21 protein-coding genes are annotated in these 19,749 nt (G+C 70.6%); 9 read left to right on the forward strand and 12 right to left on the reverse strand.

Annotated features, from left to right (window positions below):
• The first annotated feature begins 147 nt into the window (after positions 1 to 147).
• Positions 148 to 417 (forward strand): hypothetical protein, encoded by a 270-nt coding sequence (locus ORI60_RS03095; RefSeq protein WP_266033793.1) that lies wholly within the window; start codon positions 148 to 150, stop codon positions 415 to 417.
• Here ORI60_RS03095 and ORI60_RS03100 read toward each other — a convergent pair.
• The 3 genes from ORI60_RS03100 to ORI60_RS03110 are packed head-to-tail and all read right to left on the reverse strand — an operon-like array spanning position 414 to position 2,862.
• Complete coding sequence (locus tag ORI60_RS03100; RefSeq protein ID WP_266033795.1) at positions 414 to 1,163, reverse strand: ABC transporter permease; 750 nt, start codon at positions 1,161 to 1,163, stop codon at positions 414 to 416. The genes ORI60_RS03095 and ORI60_RS03100 overlap by 4 nt on opposite strands.
• Positions 1,160 to 1,882, reverse strand: a complete 723-nt coding sequence (locus ORI60_RS03105; protein WP_266033796.1) for an ABC transporter ATP-binding protein — start codon at positions 1,880 to 1,882, stop codon at positions 1,160 to 1,162. Before ORI60_RS03105 ends, ORI60_RS03100 begins: the two co-directional genes overlap by 4 nt.
• Positions 1,879 to 2,862: an ABC transporter substrate-binding protein gene (locus tag ORI60_RS03110; protein WP_266033798.1), complete on the reverse strand. Its 984-nt coding sequence runs from the start codon at positions 2,860 to 2,862 to the stop codon at positions 1,879 to 1,881. Before ORI60_RS03110 ends, ORI60_RS03105 begins: the two co-directional genes overlap by 4 nt.
• 54 nt (positions 2,863 to 2,916) lie before the next feature.
• Here ORI60_RS03110 and ORI60_RS03115 point away from each other — a divergent pair, with 54 nt between their 5' ends.
• Together ORI60_RS03115 and ORI60_RS03120 are read left to right on the forward strand one after the other, a co-directional pair.
• Positions 2,917 to 4,440 carry an FAD-dependent monooxygenase gene (locus ORI60_RS03115; protein ID WP_266033800.1) on the forward strand — a complete coding sequence of 508 codons (1,524 nt, stop codon included), beginning with the start codon at positions 2,917 to 2,919 and terminating at the stop codon, positions 4,438 to 4,440.
• Positions 4,430 to 4,960 (forward strand): hypothetical protein, encoded by a 531-nt coding sequence (locus tag ORI60_RS03120; RefSeq protein ID WP_266033802.1) that lies wholly within the window; start codon positions 4,430 to 4,432, stop codon positions 4,958 to 4,960. Before ORI60_RS03115 ends, ORI60_RS03120 begins: the two co-directional genes overlap by 11 nt.
• Here ORI60_RS03120 and ORI60_RS03125 read toward each other — a convergent pair.
• Positions 4,945 to 5,319: a YciI family protein gene (locus tag ORI60_RS03125; protein WP_266033805.1), complete on the reverse strand. Its 375-nt coding sequence runs from the start codon at positions 5,317 to 5,319 to the stop codon at positions 4,945 to 4,947. The two genes, ORI60_RS03120 and ORI60_RS03125, sit on opposite strands and share 16 nt — an antisense overlap.
• A gap of 92 nt (positions 5,320 to 5,411) precedes the next feature.
• Between ORI60_RS03125 and ORI60_RS03130 the strand changes: the two genes are divergently transcribed.
• Positions 5,412 to 5,711 carry a hypothetical protein gene (locus ORI60_RS03130; protein WP_266033808.1) on the forward strand — a complete coding sequence of 100 codons (300 nt, stop codon included), beginning with the start codon at positions 5,412 to 5,414 and terminating at the stop codon, positions 5,709 to 5,711.
• 77 nt (positions 5,712 to 5,788) lie between these two features.
• On the opposite strand, the gene ORI60_RS03135 is transcribed toward ORI60_RS03130, so the two are convergent.
• The 3 genes from ORI60_RS03135 to ORI60_RS03145 are packed head-to-tail and all read right to left on the reverse strand — an operon-like array spanning position 5,789 to position 8,092.
• Positions 5,789 to 7,432 (reverse strand): GMC family oxidoreductase, encoded by a 1,644-nt coding sequence (locus ORI60_RS03135; protein WP_266033810.1) that lies wholly within the window; start codon positions 7,430 to 7,432, stop codon positions 5,789 to 5,791.
• The gene (locus ORI60_RS03140; RefSeq protein ID WP_266033812.1) at positions 7,429 to 7,707 is read right to left on the reverse strand and encodes a hypothetical protein; all 279 of its coding nucleotides are present in this window, start codon (positions 7,705 to 7,707) and stop codon (positions 7,429 to 7,431) included. Before ORI60_RS03140 ends, ORI60_RS03135 begins: the two co-directional genes overlap by 4 nt.
• 52 nt (positions 7,708 to 7,759) lie before the next feature.
• Positions 7,760 to 8,092 (reverse strand): putative quinol monooxygenase, encoded by a 333-nt coding sequence (locus ORI60_RS03145; RefSeq protein WP_266033814.1) that lies wholly within the window; start codon positions 8,090 to 8,092, stop codon positions 7,760 to 7,762.
• A 95-nt stretch (positions 8,093 to 8,187) separates the two neighbouring features.
• Between ORI60_RS03145 and ORI60_RS03150 the strand changes: the two genes are divergently transcribed.
• Entirely contained in the window at positions 8,188 to 10,152 is a 1,965-nt protein-coding gene (locus ORI60_RS03150; protein WP_266033937.1) for an MDR family MFS transporter, read from the forward strand.
• A gap of 101 nt (positions 10,153 to 10,253) precedes the next feature.
• On the opposite strand, the gene ORI60_RS03155 is transcribed toward ORI60_RS03150, so the two are convergent.
• Positions 10,254 to 12,878: a BTAD domain-containing putative transcriptional regulator gene (locus ORI60_RS03155; RefSeq protein ID WP_416234348.1), complete on the reverse strand. Its 2,625-nt coding sequence runs from the start codon at positions 12,876 to 12,878 to the stop codon at positions 10,254 to 10,256.
• A gap of 130 nt (positions 12,879 to 13,008) precedes the next feature.
• Here ORI60_RS03155 and ORI60_RS03160 point away from each other — a divergent pair, with 130 nt between their 5' ends.
• Both ORI60_RS03160 and ORI60_RS03165 read left to right on the forward strand, forming a co-directional pair.
• A complete protein-coding gene (locus ORI60_RS03160) occupies positions 13,009 to 13,380 on the forward strand; it encodes a hypothetical protein (RefSeq protein WP_266033816.1) in 372 nt (123 codons plus the stop codon).
• Positions 13,381 to 13,518: 138 nt separating this feature from the next.
• Positions 13,519 to 14,652 (forward strand): endonuclease/exonuclease/phosphatase family protein, encoded by a 1,134-nt coding sequence (locus tag ORI60_RS03165; RefSeq protein ID WP_266033817.1) that lies wholly within the window; start codon positions 13,519 to 13,521, stop codon positions 14,650 to 14,652.
• Here the strand turns inward: ORI60_RS03165 and ORI60_RS03170 are convergent.
• A complete protein-coding gene (locus tag ORI60_RS03170) occupies positions 14,649 to 14,939 on the reverse strand; it encodes a DUF1905 domain-containing protein (protein WP_266033818.1) in 291 nt (96 codons plus the stop codon). The two genes, ORI60_RS03165 and ORI60_RS03170, sit on opposite strands and share 4 nt — an antisense overlap.
• Positions 14,940 to 14,949: 10 nt before the next feature.
• The gene (locus tag ORI60_RS03175) at positions 14,950 to 15,489 is read right to left on the reverse strand and encodes a hypothetical protein (protein ID WP_416234349.1); all 540 of its coding nucleotides are present in this window, start codon (positions 15,487 to 15,489) and stop codon (positions 14,950 to 14,952) included.
• A gap of 85 nt (positions 15,490 to 15,574) precedes the next feature.
• Here ORI60_RS03175 and ORI60_RS03180 point away from each other — a divergent pair, with 85 nt between their 5' ends.
• Both ORI60_RS03180 and ORI60_RS03185 read left to right on the forward strand, forming a co-directional pair.
• Complete coding sequence (locus ORI60_RS03180) at positions 15,575 to 16,126, forward strand: TetR/AcrR family transcriptional regulator (RefSeq protein WP_266033821.1); 552 nt, start codon at positions 15,575 to 15,577, stop codon at positions 16,124 to 16,126.
• Between the two features lie 5 nt (positions 16,127 to 16,131).
• Positions 16,132 to 18,288 (forward strand): MMPL family transporter, encoded by a 2,157-nt coding sequence (locus ORI60_RS03185; protein WP_266033824.1) that lies wholly within the window; start codon positions 16,132 to 16,134, stop codon positions 18,286 to 18,288.
• 61 nt (positions 18,289 to 18,349) lie between these two features.
• On the opposite strand, the gene ORI60_RS03190 is transcribed toward ORI60_RS03185, so the two are convergent.
• Positions 18,350 to 18,685: a DUF6292 family protein gene (locus ORI60_RS03190; protein WP_266033826.1), complete on the reverse strand. Its 336-nt coding sequence runs from the start codon at positions 18,683 to 18,685 to the stop codon at positions 18,350 to 18,352.
• A 95-nt stretch (positions 18,686 to 18,780) separates the two neighbouring features.
• The gene (locus tag ORI60_RS03195; RefSeq protein WP_266033828.1) at positions 18,781 to 19,725 is read right to left on the reverse strand and encodes a sporulation protein; all 945 of its coding nucleotides are present in this window, start codon (positions 19,723 to 19,725) and stop codon (positions 18,781 to 18,783) included.
• Positions 19,726 to 19,749: the final 24 nt, after the last annotated feature.

Here is a 19,749-nt window from a genome sequence, read left to right on the forward strand (position 1 = left end):
GCCCTGTTCCAGCGCGGCCTCGGCGTAGGCCAGGCCGAACCCTCCGGGCGTCCCTCCGGTGATGAACAGCCCTGTGCCGTCACCGCTCCCGCGCACGCGGCACTGCGCGAACGGTTCACCGAGGCCGCCGCCCGGGGCCTGCTGAAGGTGCCCGCGGACGACGCGGCCGAACAGATGCTCGCCGCGAACGTCGGTGTGACGCTGATCCTGATCAGCCAGCCCGAGCCGGACTTCGCGCTGTCCGAACGCGTCCGCGAGGCCGCGCTGGCCGGCGTGCTGCGCACCACCACCGAATCTCCAGCCGGCCGGGCGGACGCCGCACTCACCCTGCGCGCGCTGGTCGATGACGATCCCGGCGCCCTCACGCCGGGCGAGCGCGCGCTGCTCGGTGAACTGCTGGACCGCCTGGCCCGCTAGAGCACCCGGTGTTCCTCCGACCAGGGCACGAGCTTCCGCTCGGCCCAGGTCAACAGGTAGAAGAGCGCCACGCTGATGATCGCGAGCAACGCCATCGCCGCGAACGCCAGCGCGGTGTCGGCGCTGCCGCCGGACACGGTGATCACGTAGCCCAGTCCGGCGTCGGCGCCCACGAACTCACCGATGACCGCCCCGATGACGGCCAGCGTGATCGACACCTTCAAGCCCACGAAGATCTGCGGCAGCGCGTGCCACAGGCGCAGCTTGAAGAACTCGTGCGTCCTCGTCGCGTCGAGCGACCGGAACAGCTCGACCAGCTCCTGAGGCGTCGACCGCATGCCGGACGCGGTCGAGATGACGATCGGGAAGATGCACACGAGCACCACCATCAGCACCTTCGACTCGATGCCGAACCCGAACCACACCACCACGATCGGCGCGATCGCGACCTTCGGCACGGCGTTGAGCGCGACCAGCAGCGGGTAGAACATCCGCTCCAGCACGCTCGACCCGACGATGAGCAACGCCAGCGGCACACCGATCACGACGGACAGCGCGAAGCCGGACACGGCCTCCCACAACGTGACCATCGTCTGTTCGAGCAGGTAGCCGGGCAGTTCCAGGAACGACGCGACGACGTCGGCCGGCGACGGCACGAGCAGCGGTTGGATCGCGAACACGATCGTCGCGAGCCACCAGGCACCGATGATCGCCAGCAGTCCCAGCACCGGCAGCACGGCCCTCATGCCGTCACCAGGAGCCCGCGCAGCTCGCGACCCACCTCGTCCAGCTCGACCTGGCCGAGGGCGCGCGGACGGGGCAGATCGACCTCGACGACCCGGTGGATCCGGCCGGGCCGCGGGCTGAGCACGACGATCCGGTCGGCGAGCAGCACGGCCTCGTCGATGGAGTGCGTCACGAACAGCACCGCGCGCGGCTGGGCGAGCTGCACCCGTTGCAGCTCTTCGGACAGCTCGGTGCGGGTGATCGCGTCCAGAGCGGAGAACGGCTCGTCCATCAGCATCACCCGCGGGCTCTGGATCAACGACCGGCACAGCGAGACCCGTTGCTGCATGCCGCCGGACAGCTCGTGCGGCAGCCGTTCCTCGAACCCGCCGAGCCCGGTCAGTTCCAGCAGCTCGCGGGCGCGGTCGCGGTGATCGCCCAGGCCGAGGATCTCGACCGGCAGCAGGACGTTGGCCAGCACGGAACGCCACGGCAGCAACGCGGGCCGCTGGAACATGACCGAGACGTCCCGCCGCGGCCTGGTGACCGGCGAACCGGCCACCAGGACCCGGCCCCCGGACGGCGTGAGCAGTCCGGCGACGAGCCGCAGCAACGTCGACTTGCCGCAGCCCGACCGCCCGATCACCGCGACGAACTCGTGCTCGTCCACCTCCAGGTCGATGCCGTCGAGCGCGTGCACGCCGCCGAAGGAGTGCGAGACGCCGCTGATCGTGATCACTTGGGTGAGGCCCCGAAGGACACGAGGTCACCGGGCGCCAGCGATCCGGCCGGAATCGCCCCGGCCTCGGCGAGCGTCCCGAGGACCTTGCCGACCCGCTCCTCGGTGATCCCGCCGACGCGACCGCTGTAGCCGGGCGGTTTCACGTACGGCGCCATCAGACCGACCTCGGCGCTGGCCACCCCCGCGTCCTGCGTCGGCTGGTACTTCTTCAGGATCGGCCCGACCTCGTCCGGGTGCTCGATCGAGTACTCCAGCCCCCTGAGCAACGCCGACATGAAGGCCTGACCCTGCTTCGCGTCGTTCGCGCGATCCTTCGAGGCGATCAGCACGTTGCCGTAGAGGTCGGGAACGAGGTCGCCGTAGGGCAGCACGACCGCCTTCCTGCCCTTGGCCGCCGCCTCGATCAACGGCGTGCCGACGACGAACTGGCCGATCCCGTCGACCTGCCGCGCCGCGAGCAGCTGCGGCAGCGCGGGCGGCGCCGACGGCACGAACTGGACCTTCGCCGGATCGATGCCGGCGGCCCTGGCGTAGACCGGGAACATCACCTGGTTCGTCGAACCGGGCTGGTCACCGATCTTCTTGCCCTCCAGGTCGGCCGGCCTGCTGATCCCGCCGCCCTCCAGCGCCACGATCGCGGCCAGCGAGCGCTGCTGGATCGCCGCCATCACGGAGACCGGCAGCTTCTCCTTGGCCAGCGTGATCGCGGTGGCGGTGAAGTCGGCGACGCCGAAGTCGGCCCGGCCTGTCGCGACCAGCTTCAGGACGTCGACGCTGCCGGTGCCCGGCGTGATCGTCACGTCGAGGCCGGCCTGCTCGAAGAACCCCTTCTCCTTCGCCACGTAGACGTACGCGTCACGCCCGAACGTGCCGAACGACGTCAGATAGCTGACCTTGCTCGGAGCCGCGTGCTCCGCCGGTGACGAACAGGCCGTGACGGCCAGCGCCACGAGCAAGGCTGAAAACGCTTTCCTCATGTTCCCTCCCCCGAAGGCACCCTCGTGCTCGAACATAGGGGGCGGGGAGGGTCCATGAACACGTCCGATGGTCCGGTGGCCGTGATCGGTGCGGGCCCGGTCGGCCTGGTCACCGCGCTGGGTCTGGTCGCGCACGGGGTTCCGGTCGTCGTCTTCGAGGCCGGGAACGACCTGTCGAGCGAGACCAAGGCGGGCACGGTCCTGACGCGCACGCTGGAGGTGCTGGACCGGTACGGGGCGCTGGGGCCGGTGCTGGAGGCGTCGCTGCGGCTCGACGAGATCGGCGAGGTGGACCGGGCGACCGGGACGTCGACCGGGAGCGTGCTGACCTCCGCGCTGGCCGGCGAGACGCGGTTCCCGTTCGTCGTCAACGTTCCGCAGCACGAGCTGGAGCCGGTGCTCGCGTCACTGCTGGAGGAACGCGCGCCGGGCGCATTGCGGATGCGGCATCGGCTGGTGGACTTCTCGCAGCACGACGACGGCGTCGCGCTGCGACTGTCCACTCCGGATGGAATCGTCGCGTTCGCGGCGTCGCACGTGCTGGCCTGCGACGGCGGGCGGTCGACCGTGCGGGAACGGCTCGGCGTCGAGGTCGAGGGGCACACGCTGGAGCAGCGGTACGCGCTGGTCGACCTGGTGTGCGACCTCGACGTCCGCAATCCGCGCGACTACCCGTACCTCGCCTACTTCGGCGACCGCGAGGAGTGGATGGTCCTCGTGCGGCAGCCGCACTGCTGGCGGTTCGTGTTCCCGCTGGCCCCCGGCCGGGACGCGCCGGCGGCGGAGGAGCTGCGCGACAAGGCGGCGCACTTCATCGGCGAGGTGGACTCGGTGGAGGTGCTGGGCAGCAACGTCTACACCGTTCACCACCGGGTGGCGTCGCGGTGGCGCGACCGCCGGGTGTTCCTGCTGGGCGACGCGGCGCACCTGATCACCCCGATGTGGGCGCTGGGCCTCAACACCGGCGTGCTGGACGCCTCCAACCTGCCGTGGCGCCTCGCGTGGGTGCTGCGCGGGTGGGCGGGCGAGGAGCTGCTGGAGGGCTACGAGGCCGAGCAGAAGCCGGTGGCCGTGCACGGTTCCGGCGCCATGGCGGAGGCCGCCCGTGCCGTGATGGACCGGCGTTCGGACTCGGTCGCCGGATGGCGGGACGCGATGACGCGGACGTTGCTCGGCGTGCGGCTGGGCGCCGACTGGTCGATGACGCGCTCGGGCCCGCCGCGGGCCGGCGACAGGATCCCGGACCTGCGGGTGTTCGACCGGCGCGGCCCGGTCCACCTGCACGAGCTGTGCCGCGACTCGTTCGTCGCGCTGCACCTCACCGACGCGCGCCGCCGCCCGTTCCTGCCCGCCGACGGGCCTCCCGGCCTGAAGCAGGTGGTGGTGAGCCGGTGGGACGCGCCGGACCTGCGTTCCCGCGCCTTCTTCGATCCCGGCGACACGGTGCGGGAGCGCTTCAGCGACACCGTGGTCCTGGTCAGGCCGGACGCGCACATAGCCCACATCGAACCGTGGACCACCACGTCGTGGCGATCGGTCCAGGACCGCTATCTGCAGGAGGTGCACCTTGCGGGGTGACGTCGTGATCTCGCCGTCCGGTGAGGAGATCGTGCTCGTGGACGTCGGCCGGCGCGTGCTGCACGACGACCCGGTGGTCCGCGTGTGGGAGGTGACGCTCGAACCGGGCGAGACCCACCCGTGGCACCTGCACCACAACCCGTACGTCGTGCTCGGCATCGACGGCTCAGAAGGCCGCATGGACTGGCTCGACGGCAGCGAGCCGAGGTTCATCTCCGAGCACCGCGGCGGTTTCGTGTACCGGCCCGTGTCGCCCGTGCACCGGCTCACCAACATCGGCACGACCTTCTACCGCAACCGGCTGGTCGAGCTGAAAGACCTCGGTGAGAACCTGCCCGAGCCGCTGGACGTCCGTTCCGACGACATCAGCGTGCGCATGGTCGCGGACGTGAGCCTGGACCTGGAGGGGCCGCACGTCCTCGTCGCGCTGGACGGTGAGGACGTGCGGCTCCACCCGGGAGGACCGTGCAGGCTCGACGGCGAGTGGTTCGTCGTCGAGCTGGCCTACTTGGCCAGGTAGGGCTCGATGTCCTCGAACTCCGCGACCGGCCGCACCTCGACCGACATCTCCTCGACGCCCGCGAAGCAGGTGATGTACTCCGCGGCGACCGCGGTGGCCTCCGCGAGGTCCTTCGCGCTGATCAGCAGGAACCCGCCGACGACCTCCTTGGCCTCGGCGAACGGCCCGTCGGTCGACCTGATCGCCGCACCGCGCCTGCGCACCACAGCGCCCTGCTGCTGCACGCCCTCGGCGCCGAGCATGACGCCGTCCGCCGTCAGCTTCTCGACGAACGCGTTCATCCGCTCCACGAGCTCGGGGGTCGGCTCCCATGAGGCCGGATCGTCCTGCGGGACCCGGTGCGTGAGCATGAACCGCATGTTCTCTCCTCGTTGTCGACTGGCAGCGTCCGCTGCCACCCCTGCGTCGATCGGCGTCACGGAGCTTTCGACATCTTCGCCATGATGGCCCGGTGAGACTCTCGCGGCTGGTCATTCCGCTGCTCTGCATGTGGCTGTTCGGCAACCTCTACGAGCAGGTCGTGTGGAACCCGCAGCTGCTGGCGGACCCGCGGCCCGGCTCGCTCGTGGGCGTGTTCGCCGCGGGCAGCCCGATCTACTACTACCTGCCGTGGGCGCCGCTGGCCGTGGTCCTGGCCGTCGTCACGCGGGTGCCCAAGCCCGCTGGGCTGCCTCGCGGTCTCGGTCGCGATGAAGGTCCTGCTGATCACGCAGGTCAACCCGGTGTTCCGCGACCCTGCCGTCTCCCGTGACGTCGTCCACGACAACGCCGTGCTCTGGGCGTTCGGCAACGGCGTCGTCGTGATCGCGGTGGCGGCCGCGATCCTCTTCATCCAGCGTGGGCGGCGAGGTGCTCCGCCGTCCGCAGCGCCAGCGCCGCCATCGTGATCGACGGGTTCGACGTGCCGAGCGACGGCATGCTGCCGCAGCCCACCGCGTACAGGTTCGGGTGGTCCCAGCAGCGCTGCCACTGGTCGACGACCGAGTCGCGCGGCGAGGTGCCCATCACGTGCGTACCGCCGCTGTGCCCGGCGCCCCAGTACCGCAGCGGTTCGCCGTCGTGCTCGAAGTAGTGCCCGTCGTCCGGCTTGTACACGGTGTGGTCCTCGGCGCCGAGCATCTCGAACAGCCGCTCCGACACCCGTTTCGCCGCCAGCAGGCCGTCCTTGGCGTAGTCCGACAGTGCGTAGTGGATGGACGGCCGGGGGTTGCCGAGCACGTCGCGTTCACGCGCGAGCGTGACGCGGTTGGCCTGGTCCGCCTCCTGCTCCACCTCGATCTGCAGCGTGAACTGCCTGCTGACCCGCTGCGCGACCGCCTTCCTCAACGCGGTGCCGCGCAGGCCGGCCGCGACGAACTCCGCGGTGTCCGAACCCGGGCTGCCCGCCGACCAGCCCCACCCCCAGTTGCCGATCTCGATGCGGAACGGTGCCCGCACCCGGCGCTCGGGGCCCGACCGGAACGTCTCGATGCCCGTCGTGGAGCCGGGGCCGCGGAACGGGCCGATCGGCTGCGGCATGAGCCCCCACGTCAGCAGCACCGGGTGGCCCATGAGGTTGCGGCCGACCTGGTCGCTGCTGTTCGCGAGGCCGGACAGGAGCAGCAGCTTGGCGTTCTCGACGGCGTGCGCGGCGAGGACGACGATGTCCGCCTCTTCCTCGTGACGGGTGTGCGTGCCGGTGGTGTCGTCCTCGTAGCGCTGGTAACCGACCTTGGTGACGCGGCCGGACCCGTCGGCGCGCAGCCGGTTCACCACGCACCGCGTGCGCAGCTCGACGTTGGGCGGCCACCGCTTCTGCGTCCGGTGTGGCGTGTACTTGGCGTTCTCCGGGCAGACCGGCACGCAGCTCGCGAAACCCGCGCAGAGCCGCCCGTCCGGCCGGTAACCGTCGACCGGGACACCGTTGCGCGCCTGGGGTGTGCCGACGACCAGGAGCTCGCGGCCGTCGATGCGACGACCGTCCACGACGGACGCGATGGCGTCGTCGAGGAACGTGCGGGGCAGGGCGTGCATGGGGTAGCGGTAGCCCTCGGCGACGGGCACGTGCTGACGCTGCTCGTCCGCGTCGGCCGCGATCCCGATCTCCCACTCCGCCTTGCGGTAGTAGGGCTCCAGGTCGTCGTAGGACAGCGGCCAGTTGCGGCCGCGGCCGAGGTCGCCGGTGTGGAAGTCGTCGGGTCGCATCCGGGGCGTGATGCCGGTCCAGGCGGTGCCAGTGCCGCCGTTCATGCGCAGGTACGGGCTCGCGAGGGAGTGCGGGCCGGTGTTGACCAGGTAGTCGCTCGACGGCGCGGCGGCGGTCGTGCGGTAGGGCACGAGTGGTGACTTGACCAGAGCCGTGCGGAACCTGCTGACCGCGTCGGAGTTCGGTTCCGCGCCCGCCTCCAGCACGAGCACGCGGAACCCGTTGTCCCCCAGCGCTTTGGCGATGAGCGAGCCGGCGAACCCCGCGCCGACGACCACGACCCTCACCGGGCACTGCTTCCGGGTCTGCGTTCCCAGCTGCCGAAACCGGGAGCCGCCGTGCCGGGTGGAGCGACTCCGGCCGCCTTCCAGGCCAGGCCCTCGGCGTAGGCGCGCTCGGTCGGGATCACCCCGCGCCAGACGCCCGTGTACCAGAGCTGGATGATCTCGGCCTCCGACGCGCCGCCCGCCAGCGCGCGGTACTGCTCGACCAGTCCGGTCGACCTCAGCTCCTCCGCCGAGAACCCGGTCAGCTCGGCGGACAACTCCACGAAGACGTCCATCCGGCCATCCTCGGCGGGAGGAACCGCGTGCGCCAAACGATCCGGGCGAGGCTCACCCGCGTGGCGGAACCTCCATCTCGCCGAGCCGCGACCAGTCGTCCTGGTCCACCGTCTGGCTGACGATCCGCGGCGTCTCGGCGAGGTACTGGGGCAGTTCCCGCTGGGCTGCGCGGAAGTGCTCCGACTGCACGTGCGCGCCGCCGGCGTCGCCGTCGCGGAAGGCTTCGACGAGCACGTACTCGTTCGGGTCGTCGAGGCTGCGCGACCAGTCGAACCACAGGCAGCCGGGTTCGGCGCGGGTGGCCTCGGTGAAGCTCCCGCTGATCTCGGGCCAGGCCTGCGCGTGCTCGGGCAGGACGCGGAACTTGGCGGTGATGAAGATCAAGACGGCCTCCTTCGGGTGATCGCCCCCGAGCCTAGGACGTGCTGTCCCGCCCTGCGAGATCGCCCGACCTGCGCGACCATCGCCGCGTGCCCGAGATGATCGACACCCGCAGGCGGAACCTGGTCGTCGCGGCCGTTCTGCTCGCCATGCTGCTGGCCGCTCTCGACCAGACCATCGTGTCCACCGCGCTGCCCACGATGGTGGCCGACCTGGGTGGCGGCGCGCACCTGTCGTGGGTGGTGACGTCCTACCTGCTCGCCGAGACGATCATGACGGTGCTGATCGGCAAGTTCGGCGACCTCTACGGGCGCAAGAAGACGTTCGTCGTCAGCGTCGCGCTGTTCCTGGTCGGGTCGTTCTTCGCGGGCTGGTCGGAGTCGATGGGCATGCTCATCGCGTTCCGCGCGGTGCAGGGGCTGGGCGCCGGCGGGTTGATGGTCACCTCGACGGCGATCATCGCGGACGTCGTGCCGTTGAAGGAACGCGGCAAGTTCCAGGGGTTCGCGGGCGCGGTGTTCGGCATCGCGACGGTCGCCGGGCCGTTGCTGGGCGGGCTGTTCGTCGACCACCTGAGCTGGCGCTGGGCGTTCTACGTGAACATCCCGCTGGGCATCGCGGTGGTGCTGGTGGCGATCGCCGCGCTGCCCACGATCAGGGCGGAGGGCCGTCCGAAGATCGACTACGCCGGCATCGCGCTGATCGCGCTGGCGGCGACCGGGCTGACGCTGGTCACGAGCTGGGGCGGCACCGAGTACGCGTGGACGTCGCCGACGATCCTGTGGATGGCAGCCGGCTCGATCGTGCTGCTGGTCGCGTTCGTGCTGGTGGAGCAGCGCGCGGCCGAGCCGATGCTGCCGATGAGGTTGTTCCGCAGCAGGGTGTTCACGGTGTCGGGCATCCTGAGCTTCGTCGTCGGGTTCGCGATGCTCGGCGGCATCACGTACCTGCCGATCTACCTGCAGTACGTGCGCGGCGAGTCGGCCACGGCGTCGGGGCTGTGGATGCTGCCGCTGATCGCCGGGCTCATGGCCACGGCGCTGATCACCGGCAACACGATCAGCCGCACCGGCAGGTACCGGATCTTCCCGTTGCTCGGCTCGGTCGGGCTCACCGTCGGCCTGTTCCTGCTGTCCCTCCTCGACGCGTCGACCAGCTACTGGGAGATGGGCGCGTTCATGGTGGTGCTGGGCGCGGGCATCGGCCTGGTGATGCAGGTGCCGGTGATCGTCGTGCAGAGCACCACCAACTACACCGACCTCGGCGTCGCCACGTCCGGCATCAGCTTCCTGCGCACGATGGGCAGCTCGTTCGGTGTCGCGATCTTCGGCACGATCTACGCGAACCAGCTGCCGAAGCACCTGGTGGTGCCGCAGGGCGTCGACCCGCGCGCCATCGCGAGCCCCGCCGCCGTCCACGCGCTGCCGGACGCCCTGAGGGCACCGGTCGTCGCCGGGTACGCCGAGACGGTGCAGATGATGTTCCTGATCGCCGCGCCGATCGGGCTCGTGGCCCTGGCCGTCGCGTTCTTCCTGCCGCAGGTGCCGCTGCGCGACACGTCCCGCGCCGCCGCGGCCGGCAACAGCGGCGTGGGCGAGAGCTTCGCCGCACCGCCGTCGAACTCCTACGACGAGCTGCGCACACTCGTCTCCACCGTGGTGGCGAGGTCCGGTGAGGATCCCGGCCTGGCCGTGCTGCGGCGCTCCGGCGTCGACCTGCCGCTGGAACAGGCGTGGCTGCTCGGCCGGGTGTACCGGGCCTCGACGGACGACGGCGTGGCCACGCTCGACGAGATCGCGGAGATGACGAAGGTGCCCGGCGGCATCTTCGAACCGACCGCGCAGGCCCTCGTGCGGTCCGGGCACCTGGCGTCCGGCGACGACGGCTACCGCTTCACCGACCGGGGCGCGGACGTGTTCGCCCAGCTCGTGCGGGCGTGGCGGCGCTGGCTGCTCGACCAGCTGGAGGACTGGCACGAGCCCGACCAGCGCGACTTCGGGCAGGCGCTCGACTCGTTCACCGACGAGCTGATCGAGAGCGGCCGCCAGATGAGCCGCGTCTGAGCACCCGGCCAGACACGCGCACAAAAGCTCCCCGCGTGCGGTCACCGAACATGAAACGCGCCCACGTCAGAGAGTTCCGCCGTTTCGGGCGGGACATCTGGTCAGGCGCCTAGACGTGCTTCGAGGGCCGCGGCCTGCGTGTCGCGGCCCTGTTCCCGGTACAGCTCCAGCGCCCGGCCCCACTGCTCGCGCGCCTGCGCGGTCTCCCCCGCCGCCGCGTGCACGTCACCCAGGTGTTCCAGGACGACGGCCTGCTCGGCGGAGTTGTCCAGCTCCCGGTACAGCGCCAGCGCCTCGCCGTAGTGCGCGACGGCGTCGGCGTGGCGGCCGTCGTGGTGGGCGATGTGCGCGAGGCTGTCGAGGGTGGCCGCGCACCCCTCCGCGTGACCGAGCTCGTCGTTGAGCAGCATGGCCTCCTCGCAGAACGTGCGGGCCTCGGCGTAGCGGCCCAGGCAGGCGTAGCGCCAGCCGACCTCGTTCAGCGACTCGGCCACGCGGATCTCCGTCCCGGCCACGCGGAACTCCTCCAGCGCGGCGAGCGAGTGCTCCAGGGCCTTGTCCAGGTCGCCCACGAACTCCGCCGCCCACGCGATGGCCCGGTGCGCGCCACCGTGCGCCTCGTGGTCGCCGGTGCCCGCGGCCAGTTCCAGACCGCGTTCGAAGTGGCTGTGCCCCAACGAGGTCTGGCCCATCTCGATGTAGTCGGCGCCGAGGCACCTGTGCGCGGTGGACTGCTTGATCGGGTCCCCCAGCTCCTCCGCGGCGCGCAACGCCGTCAGCCAGGCGTCGATGTCGTCGGAGGTGCGGCCGCGCCGGAGGTGGTAGTTGTTCAGCGCGCGGCCGATCAGCCACGCCGCGTCGAAGTCCTTGCGTCCCAGGGCCTGCCGCTGTTCGGCCATCAGGCAGACGTGCTCGGCGTCGAACCACGCCATCGCCGCCGCGTTGCTCTCGAAGCCGAGCGCGTGGCCGCTTTCGTGTTCCGGCAACGGCTTGTGCGGCTCCAGCGTGAGCGCGGCGGCCCGTGCGGTGGCGGCGTAGAAGTCGGCGAGCCGTGAGCCCGGATCGGCGGGCAGGTCCGCCGCGTACAGCCCGACCAGGTCGTGCATCCGGTACCGGCCGGGCACGTGCTGCTGCACCAGGTGCGCGTTCTCCAGCTCCCGCAACACCATTCGCGCCCGCGTGACGGGGAGGTCGAGCAACGCCGCCGCGGCCGCGAGACCGACGTCCGCCGTGCCGGCGGTGCCGAGCAGGCCGAACGCGCGCGCCGCCTGGTCCGAGAGCGCCGCCACGGACCAGGAGAACACGGCCCGCAGGTTCGTGCCGATCTCGCCCGCGTCCAGCGCGTCCAGGGGTTGCTCGCGCAGTTCGGCCGCGAACGCGGCCAGGGGGAAGTCCGGTTCCATCGCGGCGCGGGCGGCGACGATCGACAGCGCCAGCGGCAGTCCGCCGCACCAGTTCACCAGGTCGGCGACCACGGCGGGTTCGGCCGCCACGCGCCCGGCGCCGAGCCTCGCCACGAGGAAGTCGCGGGCGTCGGCCGGGTGCAGCACGTCCAGCGACACCGACCGCGCTCCGTGCGCGGCCACCAGTCCCGCGAGCTTGAGGCGGCTCGTGACCAGCACCGTCGCGTCGGATCCCGGCAGCAGCGGCACGACCTGCTCGGTCGAGCGGGCGTTGTCGAGCACCACCAGCAGGCGCCGTCCCGCGACCACGCTGCGGTAGCGCGCGGCCCGTGCGTCCAGGCCCGCCGGGATGCTCTCCTCCCCCAGCGCCTCCAGGAACTCGCGCAGCACGGTCTCGGGCGGCGTCGGGTCGGCGGACGGGTCGAAGCCGCGCAGGTTCACGTAGAGCTGGCCGTCCGGGAACTCGTCGAGGTGCCGATGCGCCCAGTGCAGTGCCAGCGCGGTCTTGCCGATGCCGCCCGTCCCGCCGATCGCGGTGATCACGACCGTGCCGGGCGAGTCCAGCGCGGCGAGCTCACCTGTGCGACCGGTGAACCACGGGTGCGGTGCGGGCAGCTGGCGCGGACCGGCGGGGCGTTCCTCGACGCTGCCGCAGAGGATCCGCTGGTGCACGTCCTGCAACGGCCTGCTCGGGTCGGCGCCGAGCTCGTCGGCGAGGCGGCGGCGCATGATCTCGTAGTGCCGCAACGCCTCCGCGTCGTTGCCCGACCGGTGCAGCGCCAGCATCAGTTGTGCGGCAAGGCGTTCGTCGTGCGGGTGCGCGTCGGCGAGCTGCCGCAGCGACGGCAGCAGCGCGGCGTGCCGGCCGTCCGCGAGCGCCACGTCGTTGCGATCCAGCTCGGCGGCGAGGCGTTCGGCGTGCAAGCTTTCGCGCAGCGCGTCGAACCACGGCGACTCGAGCCCGTCGAGCGCCTGCCCGCGCCACAGCCCGAGCGCGGCGTCGAAGTCGCGGTCACGCACGAACGCCCTGAAGCGGAACAGATCCACTCGCGATGGATCCACTGCGAGCCGATATCCCGCCGGTGAGCGCTCGATGTCGAGGTCGAGCAGCTTGCGGAGCTTCGACACGTAGCCGTAGAGCGTCTCGCGCGCCCGCAGCGGCGCCCGTTCACCCCAGACGCGGTCGAGCAGCCGGTCGACCGGGACCGGCCGTCCCTCCTCCAGCAGCAGCGCGACCAGCACAGACCGTTGCCGGACGTGGCCGATCTCGACCACCTCGCCCCGGTCGCGCACCTCGACGGCACCGAGCAGCCCGAACTCCAAGATCACCCCTCAGCCAGTGGATTCAAGGTTCATCCTAGGTTCGTCCTTGATCAAAAGGGCAACGTCGTCGTCGCGGGCCGGACGGCTCGCAGGGACATCTCCCGAAATAGGAAGATCGAGGGGTTATTTCGTGAAGTCTCGCAATCTCGTACTGGCCGCCGCGGGTCTGGGGCTCGCACTGACGGGGATCGCTCCCGTGACGGCCGGCGCGACGACCTCCGGTGACGTGTCCGTCCAGGCGGTGCACCGCAAGTCTGCGAAGTGCGTCTCGCCGGCCGACCAGAAGATCAACATCTCCTGGGGCGACGGCAACGTCACCACGACGGTCTACTACAACAACCACTGCAACCAGGCTCGCGCGATCGAGCTGGAGTTCGTGCGTGAGAACGGTGAGCGCTTCAACAAGTGCTTCGTGGCTCCAGCGAAGAAGAAGTCCAGCAAGGAGATCGACCACAGCAACCCGAACAAGGTGTCGATCCTGAACCGCGCCAGCTGCCCGTGATCGAGTAGCGGCCGACGACCTGGAGGGCCCCACCACCTTCCGGCAGCCCAGCCACGGGGCCCTCCACCATCGGCGCAGCGAAAGATCACCCGAGCGGACCAGGGCGAACACGTTCCTCCACATGCGACCCTGGAGTGCGTGAGCACCACGCGAATCGGTTCGTTCAACGTGGAGAACATGTTCGAACGCCCGAAAGTCATGGGCCGCAACGCCACCAAGCACGCGGCTCCGATCCTGGCCGCCCACGCCCGTTTCAACGAACTCATCGCCGCCGAGACCTATCCGCCGGAAGTCAAGGAAGAGCTCAAGGAACACCTGGCGACACTGGAGTTGCTCAGGAGTGACCGGAGCAAGTACGCGATCCTGCGGCGCATCCGCGGCCGGTTCCTCGCGCGCCACCGCACCGGCGAAACCTCAGTCGTGGCAAGCGGTCGCGAGTCCTGGGTCGGCTGGGTGGAGCTCACCACCGAACCCATCAGCGAACTCGCCACGCGCCACACCGCACAGGTGATGCGCGACGTCGGCGCCCACGTCCTCGGCGTGGTCGAGGCCGAGTCGCGCGAACTGCTGCACATGTTCTCCGCCAGCATGCTCAAGAACGTCGGCTGGACCCCGTACGAGGAAGTCCACCTCATCGACGGCAACGACGAGCGCGGCATCAACGTCGGACTGCTGACGCGGGACGAACACCAGGTCATCACGATCCGCACGCACGTGTACGCGAAGGACAGCTCGGGCGTCATCTTCTCCCGCGACTGCGCCGAGTACCACGTCCGCACCCCCGCGGGCCCCGAGGTCGTCCTGCTCGTGAACCACCTGAAGTCCAAGGGCTACGGCGCTCCCGGCGACCCGATCGGCGCCCGCCGCCGGTTCCGCCAGTCGGTCCGCATCGCCCGCATCGTGAACCGGCTGCGCGACGAGGGCCACGAGCACATCGCCGTCGTCGGCGACCTCAACGACACCGCGGACAGCGAAGCCCTGCGCCCCCTGTTCCAGCGCACGGGCCTGCGGGACATCAGCGAGCACGAGAACTTCGACTGGGACCACCGCAGGGGCACGTACCGCGGTGTGAACGAGAAGGGCAAGATCGACTACGTCCTGCTCACCCCCGAACTGTTCGCGAAGGCCACCGGCGGCGGCATCTTCCGCAAGGGCGTGTGGCGCGGGCCGCGCACGAAAAACCGTTGGGACGTCTACGAAACCATGACCAACGAGGTGCACGCGGCCAGCGACCACGCCGCGATCTACGCCGACATCGACTGGACGCGCTAGAGCACCTCGACGGTCACCTCGACGACGTCGCCGGGCCCGACGCCGTTCTTCTTGCGCACCGCCGCTTTGACCGGCAGCACGTAGCACCCGGACTGCTTGTCCGGGAACACCGACGTGGACCAGCTGCTCGCACCGACCCCGGCACGCACCTTGACCGCGCCGAAGCCGGCACCGGGCGTGGCGATGTCGCGGATCTGGTCCGAGACGTCCTCGGGCAGCGTCACGAAGGTCCAGGTATCCGTGCGGCGGGCGTCCCAGATCCAGAGTTCCGCGTCGAAGACGAACATCGGCCCATTCTCACAGAGGCGCGCTGATGACGAAGTCCTCGTCGAACCGCGCGGCCAGTGCGCCGCCCAGGTCGTGCGGCGTCCACCGCCGCACGAGTTCCAGAAACCCGATCAGGTCCTGGCGCACGCGCTCCAGATGTCCGGCGAGGTCCGCGATCTCGCACGCGGGGTCGTCGGGGCGCTCCTCGTCCGGCCGCACCCTCACCGCACCGGCGGCGAGCTCCACCCCGGGCGTCGGCGAACGCCCGAGCCACGGCACCTCGCTGTCGAGCAGCCTCGCCCAGTCGCGCCAGCTCTCCAGCCCGGCGCAGCAGCCGGGTCCGACGCGCACGCCGGTCCCGGTGTCCCTCACCTCCAGCCCACCGGCCATGACGATCATCTCCGCGTCCACCAGCGCGCGGAGTCGCGCCGGTCCGCACTCGGCGTCGTCGTCCGAGCCGTACTCGGCGATGGCGGTGAGCACCCGGTCGAACTCCTCGCGGCTCATCCGCCCGGACAGCGCGACGACGTCACCGCCGGTCACCTCCACCACCGCCTGCATCGTGATCACTCACCCGTTGTGGTGACGAACGCCACCGACCATTTCGGTCGGTAAACCTACCGAATCGGTCGGTGAACGCCGTAAAGTCGACTGCGTGCCACGACAGCCCAAGATCGGCGTCGACGAGAGGATCCTCGACGCCGCCGCCGCCCTCTTCGCGAGGCACGGCTTCGAGCAGACCTCGCTGAAGTCGCTCGCGGACGCTGTCGGCTTGTCCAAGGCCGGTCTTCTGCACCACTTCCCGAGCAAGGACGCTCTCTTCGAAGCGGCGTGGGAGCAGAGCCGTGTGATCACGATGCACGTGCTCGACCAGGTCTCGCCGCTGCCCGCCGGGCCTGAGCGGGACCGGCGGGCGCTGGAGCTGCTGACCGACCACGCACTCGACCGGCCAGGACTGGTCTCACTGCTGTTCCGGACGATGACGGCGCCGGGCGAGGACCCGCAGCAGGCGCAGGACGAGCTGCTCCTCAACGAGATGTTCGTCATCGATCCCGGCGAAGAACTGCCCCGCGCGATCCGCATCGTCGGCGCGCTGAGCGCCATGGCCGTGCTCACCCTTCTGGCCAACCAGGAGGGTGACAAGACGACCTGGCGTCCCTTGATCCTCGCTACCTGCTTCGACGCACTCGGGCACCAGGAGGCCTGACCACCATGGCGAAACTGCTCTACAGACTGGGAATGGGCACCTACCGGCGCCGTGTTCCCGTCGTCCTGATCTGGCTGCTCGTGCTGATCGGCTCCGGCGTCGGCGCGTTCACGCTCGGCGGTGAGACGTCCAACTCGATGTCCATCCCCGGCCAGGAGTCGACCACCGCCCTGGAGCGCATCCAGGAGAAGTTCGGCTCCGGTGAGACCGCGTCGGCCAAGGTCGTCGTGCAGGCTCCCGCCGGCCAGAAGCTGCCGCAGCACGTCAAGACGATCACCGACCTGGTGGCCGACGAGTCCGCGCTGAAGGGCGTGCGGTCGGCGACGAACCCGCTCGACCCGGCGGCGCCCAGCGTCAACCGCGACCTCGACGTCGGCTACAGCACCGTCACCTACGACGTGAAGCCGGGCGAGGTCACCGCCGAGCAGCGCGCCGAGCTGACCAAGGCCGTCGACAAGGCGCGCGCGGCCGGCCTGACCGTCGAGGTCACCGGCACCGCGATGCAGGAGACGCCGCACGTCGGCGGGCCCACCGAGGCCATCGGTGTCGTACTGGCGCTGGTCGTGCTCGCCCTGACCTACGGCTCGCTCGTGACCGCGGGCATGAACCTGCTCAGCGCCGGCATCGGCGTCGGCATCGGCACGCTCGGCATCACGATCGCCACCGGGTTCATGGACCTGCAGTCGACCACGCCGATCCTCGCCTCGATGCTGGGGCTCGCGGTCGGCATCGACTACGCGTTGTTCATCATCAACCGCTACCGCCAGGAGCTGCGCCGGGGCTCCGAGGTGGGCCACGCCGTCGCGACCGCGGTCGGCACCGCCGGGTCCGCCGTCGTCACCGCCGGGCTCACCGTGGTGATCGCGCTGGTGGGCCTCGCGATCGCCGGTATCCCGTTCCTGACGCAGATGGGCGTCTCCGCCGCCGCCACGATCGTCGTCTCGGTCCTGATCGCCATCACGCTGGTGCCCGCGGTGCTGAGCCTGCTCGGCCGCCGCGTGCTGACCCGCAAGGAACGTGCGGCCGAGGCCTCGGAGCCCAAGGACCGCGGTGTCATCCGCGGCTGGGGCGGCGCGGTCACCCGCAACCGCGTCGTCGCGCTGCTGCTCTCAGTCGTCGCGCTCGGCATCGTCTCGATCCCGGTGGCGTCCATGGACACCACGCTGATCCAGAAGCCGCCGACCGGCTCCACGCAGGAACGCGCCGACCAGATCCTCGCGAAGGGCTTCGGCGAGGGCTTCAACGGCCCGATCATCGTCCTGTTCGAGGGCGACGGCGCCGCCGCGACCGCCACCGAGGCGTCCAAGCCGATCGCGCAGCTGTCCGACGTCGCGATGGTGACGCCCGCCCAGCCGAGCCAGGACGGCAAGTCCGCGCTGGTCACCGTGATCCCGAAGTCCGGCCCGGACACCGTGGAGACCGAGAAGCTCGTCGCGGACCTGCGCGCCGAACTGTCCGGCGTGGAGGGCGGCAAGGCCTACGTCACCGGCGCCACCGCGGTGAGCGTCGACGTGGCCACGTCCCTGGACAAGGCCCTGCCGATCTACCTCGCGGTCGTCGTCGGCCTGGCGCTCGTGCTGCTGGTCCTGGTCTTCCGCTCGCTGCTCGTGCCGCTGGTCGGCGTGCTCGGCTTCCTGCTCACCATCGGCGCGTCGCTCGGCGCCACGGTCGCGGTGTTCCAGTGGGGCTGGCTCGCCGGCGCGGTGAACCTCGACAGCACCGGCCCGCTGATCAGCCTCACGCCGATCCTGGTGATCGGCATCCTGTTCGGCCTCGCCATGGACTACCAGATCTTCCTGGTGTCCCGGATGCACGAGGCGCACCACCGCGGCGCCAAGCCGATCGAGGCCATCACCACGGGCTTCCGCCAGGCCGCCCCGGTCGTCGTGGCCGCCGCACTGATCATGTTCTCGGTGTTCGCGGGCTTCGTCCCCGCCGGCGAGGCGACCGTGAAGTCGATCGCCTTCGCCCTGGCCGTCGGCATCTTCGTGGACGCGTTCGTGGTCCGCATGGTGCTCGTGCCGGCCGCGCTCGCCCTGCTCGGTGAGCGCGCCTGGTGGCTGCCGAAGTTCCTGCGCTGGCTGCCGGAGCTCGACGTCGAGGGCACCGCGCTCGACGACATCGAGAAGAAGGACAGGCAGGAGCCTGTCAGCGTCGGCTGATTCCGCTCAAAGGCCCGTCGTGCCCCGTGATCTCGGGGCACGACGGGCCTTCTGCGTTCGGTCAGGCCACCTGGCCGGCGCGCACCGCCGGGCTCACGGTCTCCGCTGAGCCGCTCCCGGCGAACTGGCGCCGCACCCACCGGGCGACGGTGCGAGGCGGCGGCTCCACGGCTCCCCGTAGATGTGCCACCACGGTCAGCTCGGCACCGTCCTCGACGGCGATCGCCCAGCCGTGACCCTCCGTCCACAGCAGCGCCACATCGCGGTCGGGATGTCCGGGCAACCGGCCGTCCACGGCTATGTACACGCGCAACGGTTTGAGCTGGTCCACGCACGAGGACTCACCGCTCAAGCCCAGTTCCCGCGTGACCCTCAACGCGTAGTCAAGCGCGATCACGTCGTCACCGCCCTCCATCCACCGGGGTAACAACGCCGACTGCTTGACGCAGGACGCGGTTACCCCGGGAGGAGGAACGCAAACGCGTTACGCGGTCACTCTCCGCCGAAGTCGCCGAAGTCCTCGAACGCGTCGTCCATCATCTCGCCGACCACCATGCCGCCGACGACACCGGCGGCACCGGCCGCGACGACCGTGCCCATGCCCATGCCGCCCCGGCCGTGGTGACCCCCGTGGTGACCGTGCTGGCCGTAGCCGTGCATGCCGCCGCCGCGCTGCGCCACCTGGGACAGCCAGCCGTTGATGGACGAGGCCCAGTCGGCGACCTGCGCCTCCTGGTGCGAGAGCCGGAAGTGCCCGAACGCGTCACCGCCCGACGAGAACATCCCGCCGCGCTTGTCGGCCTCCAGGATGACGAACAGCTCGTGCGGCGACGCCACGAACGTCAGCTCGACCTGCTGGACGGCACCGGCGAACTGGGCCGGCGGGAAGAACTCGATCTCCTGGTAGAAGCCGAGCTCCTGCGGCACGCCGTGCAGGCGGCCGGCCTCGACGTCCGCGCTGCGGAACGAGAAACCGAGCTGCCCGAACGCGTTCAGCACCGCGTCCTGCGACGGCAGCGGGTGGACCAGCACGGGGTCGAGGTCGCCCTTGTCCGGCGCGCCCGCGATCACGAGCTCGGTCCGCACGCCCACGGTCATGCCGGGCAGCTGGCCGCCGCCAACAGCGGTGATCGGGGTCTCCCACGGGATGGGCAGCTGGAACGGGATCGCGACCAGCTGACCGGCCGCGACCCGCACGCCCTGCTGCACGACAAGGCGCTGGAACTCCGACACGCCGCCGTACTCGTGGTCACCGTGCTCGACCTCGACGCGGGTGACGAGCGACAGCACGACCTGGCCGATCTCGGCGTCCGCGCTGCCACCCTGGATGCGCACCTGCCCGGTGACGACCTGACCGGGCGTGGCGTGCGGCGAGTCCAGCACCGTGTCGACCGACGGGCCGCCGACGCCGAAGGCGCTGAGCATCCGTTTGAACATGTGTGTTTCCTCCCTGGGAAACCC

Source organism: Lentzea sp. NEAU-D7 (assembly GCF_026242055.1).
Classification (GTDB): domain Bacteria; phylum Actinomycetota; class Actinomycetes; order Mycobacteriales; family Pseudonocardiaceae; genus Lentzea.

Excerpts from the sequence above, each read along its gene's own strand:
- ORI60_RS03110 (WP_266033798.1), bottom strand. The coding sequence starts at position 2,862 with ATGAGGAAAGCGTTTTCAGCCTTGCTCGTGGCGCTGGCCGTCACGGCC.
- ORI60_RS03125 (WP_266033805.1), bottom strand. The coding sequence starts at position 5,319 with ATGCGGTTCATGCTCACGCACCGGGTCCCGCAGGACGATCCGGCCTCA.
- ORI60_RS03115 (WP_266033800.1), top strand. The coding sequence starts at position 2,917 with ATGAACACGTCCGATGGTCCGGTGGCCGTGATCGGTGCGGGCCCGGTC.
- ORI60_RS03195 (WP_266033828.1), bottom strand. The coding sequence starts at position 19,725 with ATGTTCAAACGGATGCTCAGCGCCTTCGGCGTCGGCGGCCCGTCGGTC.
- ORI60_RS03100 (WP_266033795.1), bottom strand. The coding sequence starts at position 1,163 with ATGAGGGCCGTGCTGCCGGTGCTGGGACTGCTGGCGATCATCGGTGCC.
- ORI60_RS03185 (WP_266033824.1), top strand. The coding sequence starts at position 16,132 with ATGGCGAAACTGCTCTACAGACTGGGAATGGGCACCTACCGGCGCCGT.
- ORI60_RS03140 (WP_266033812.1), bottom strand. The coding sequence starts at position 7,707 with ATGGACGTCTTCGTGGAGTTGTCCGCCGAGCTGACCGGGTTCTCGGCG.
- ORI60_RS03170 (WP_266033818.1), bottom strand. The coding sequence starts at position 14,939 with ATGTTCGTCTTCGACGCGGAACTCTGGATCTGGGACGCCCGCCGCACG.
- ORI60_RS03150 (WP_266033937.1), top strand. The coding sequence starts at position 8,188 with ATGATCGACACCCGCAGGCGGAACCTGGTCGTCGCGGCCGTTCTGCTC.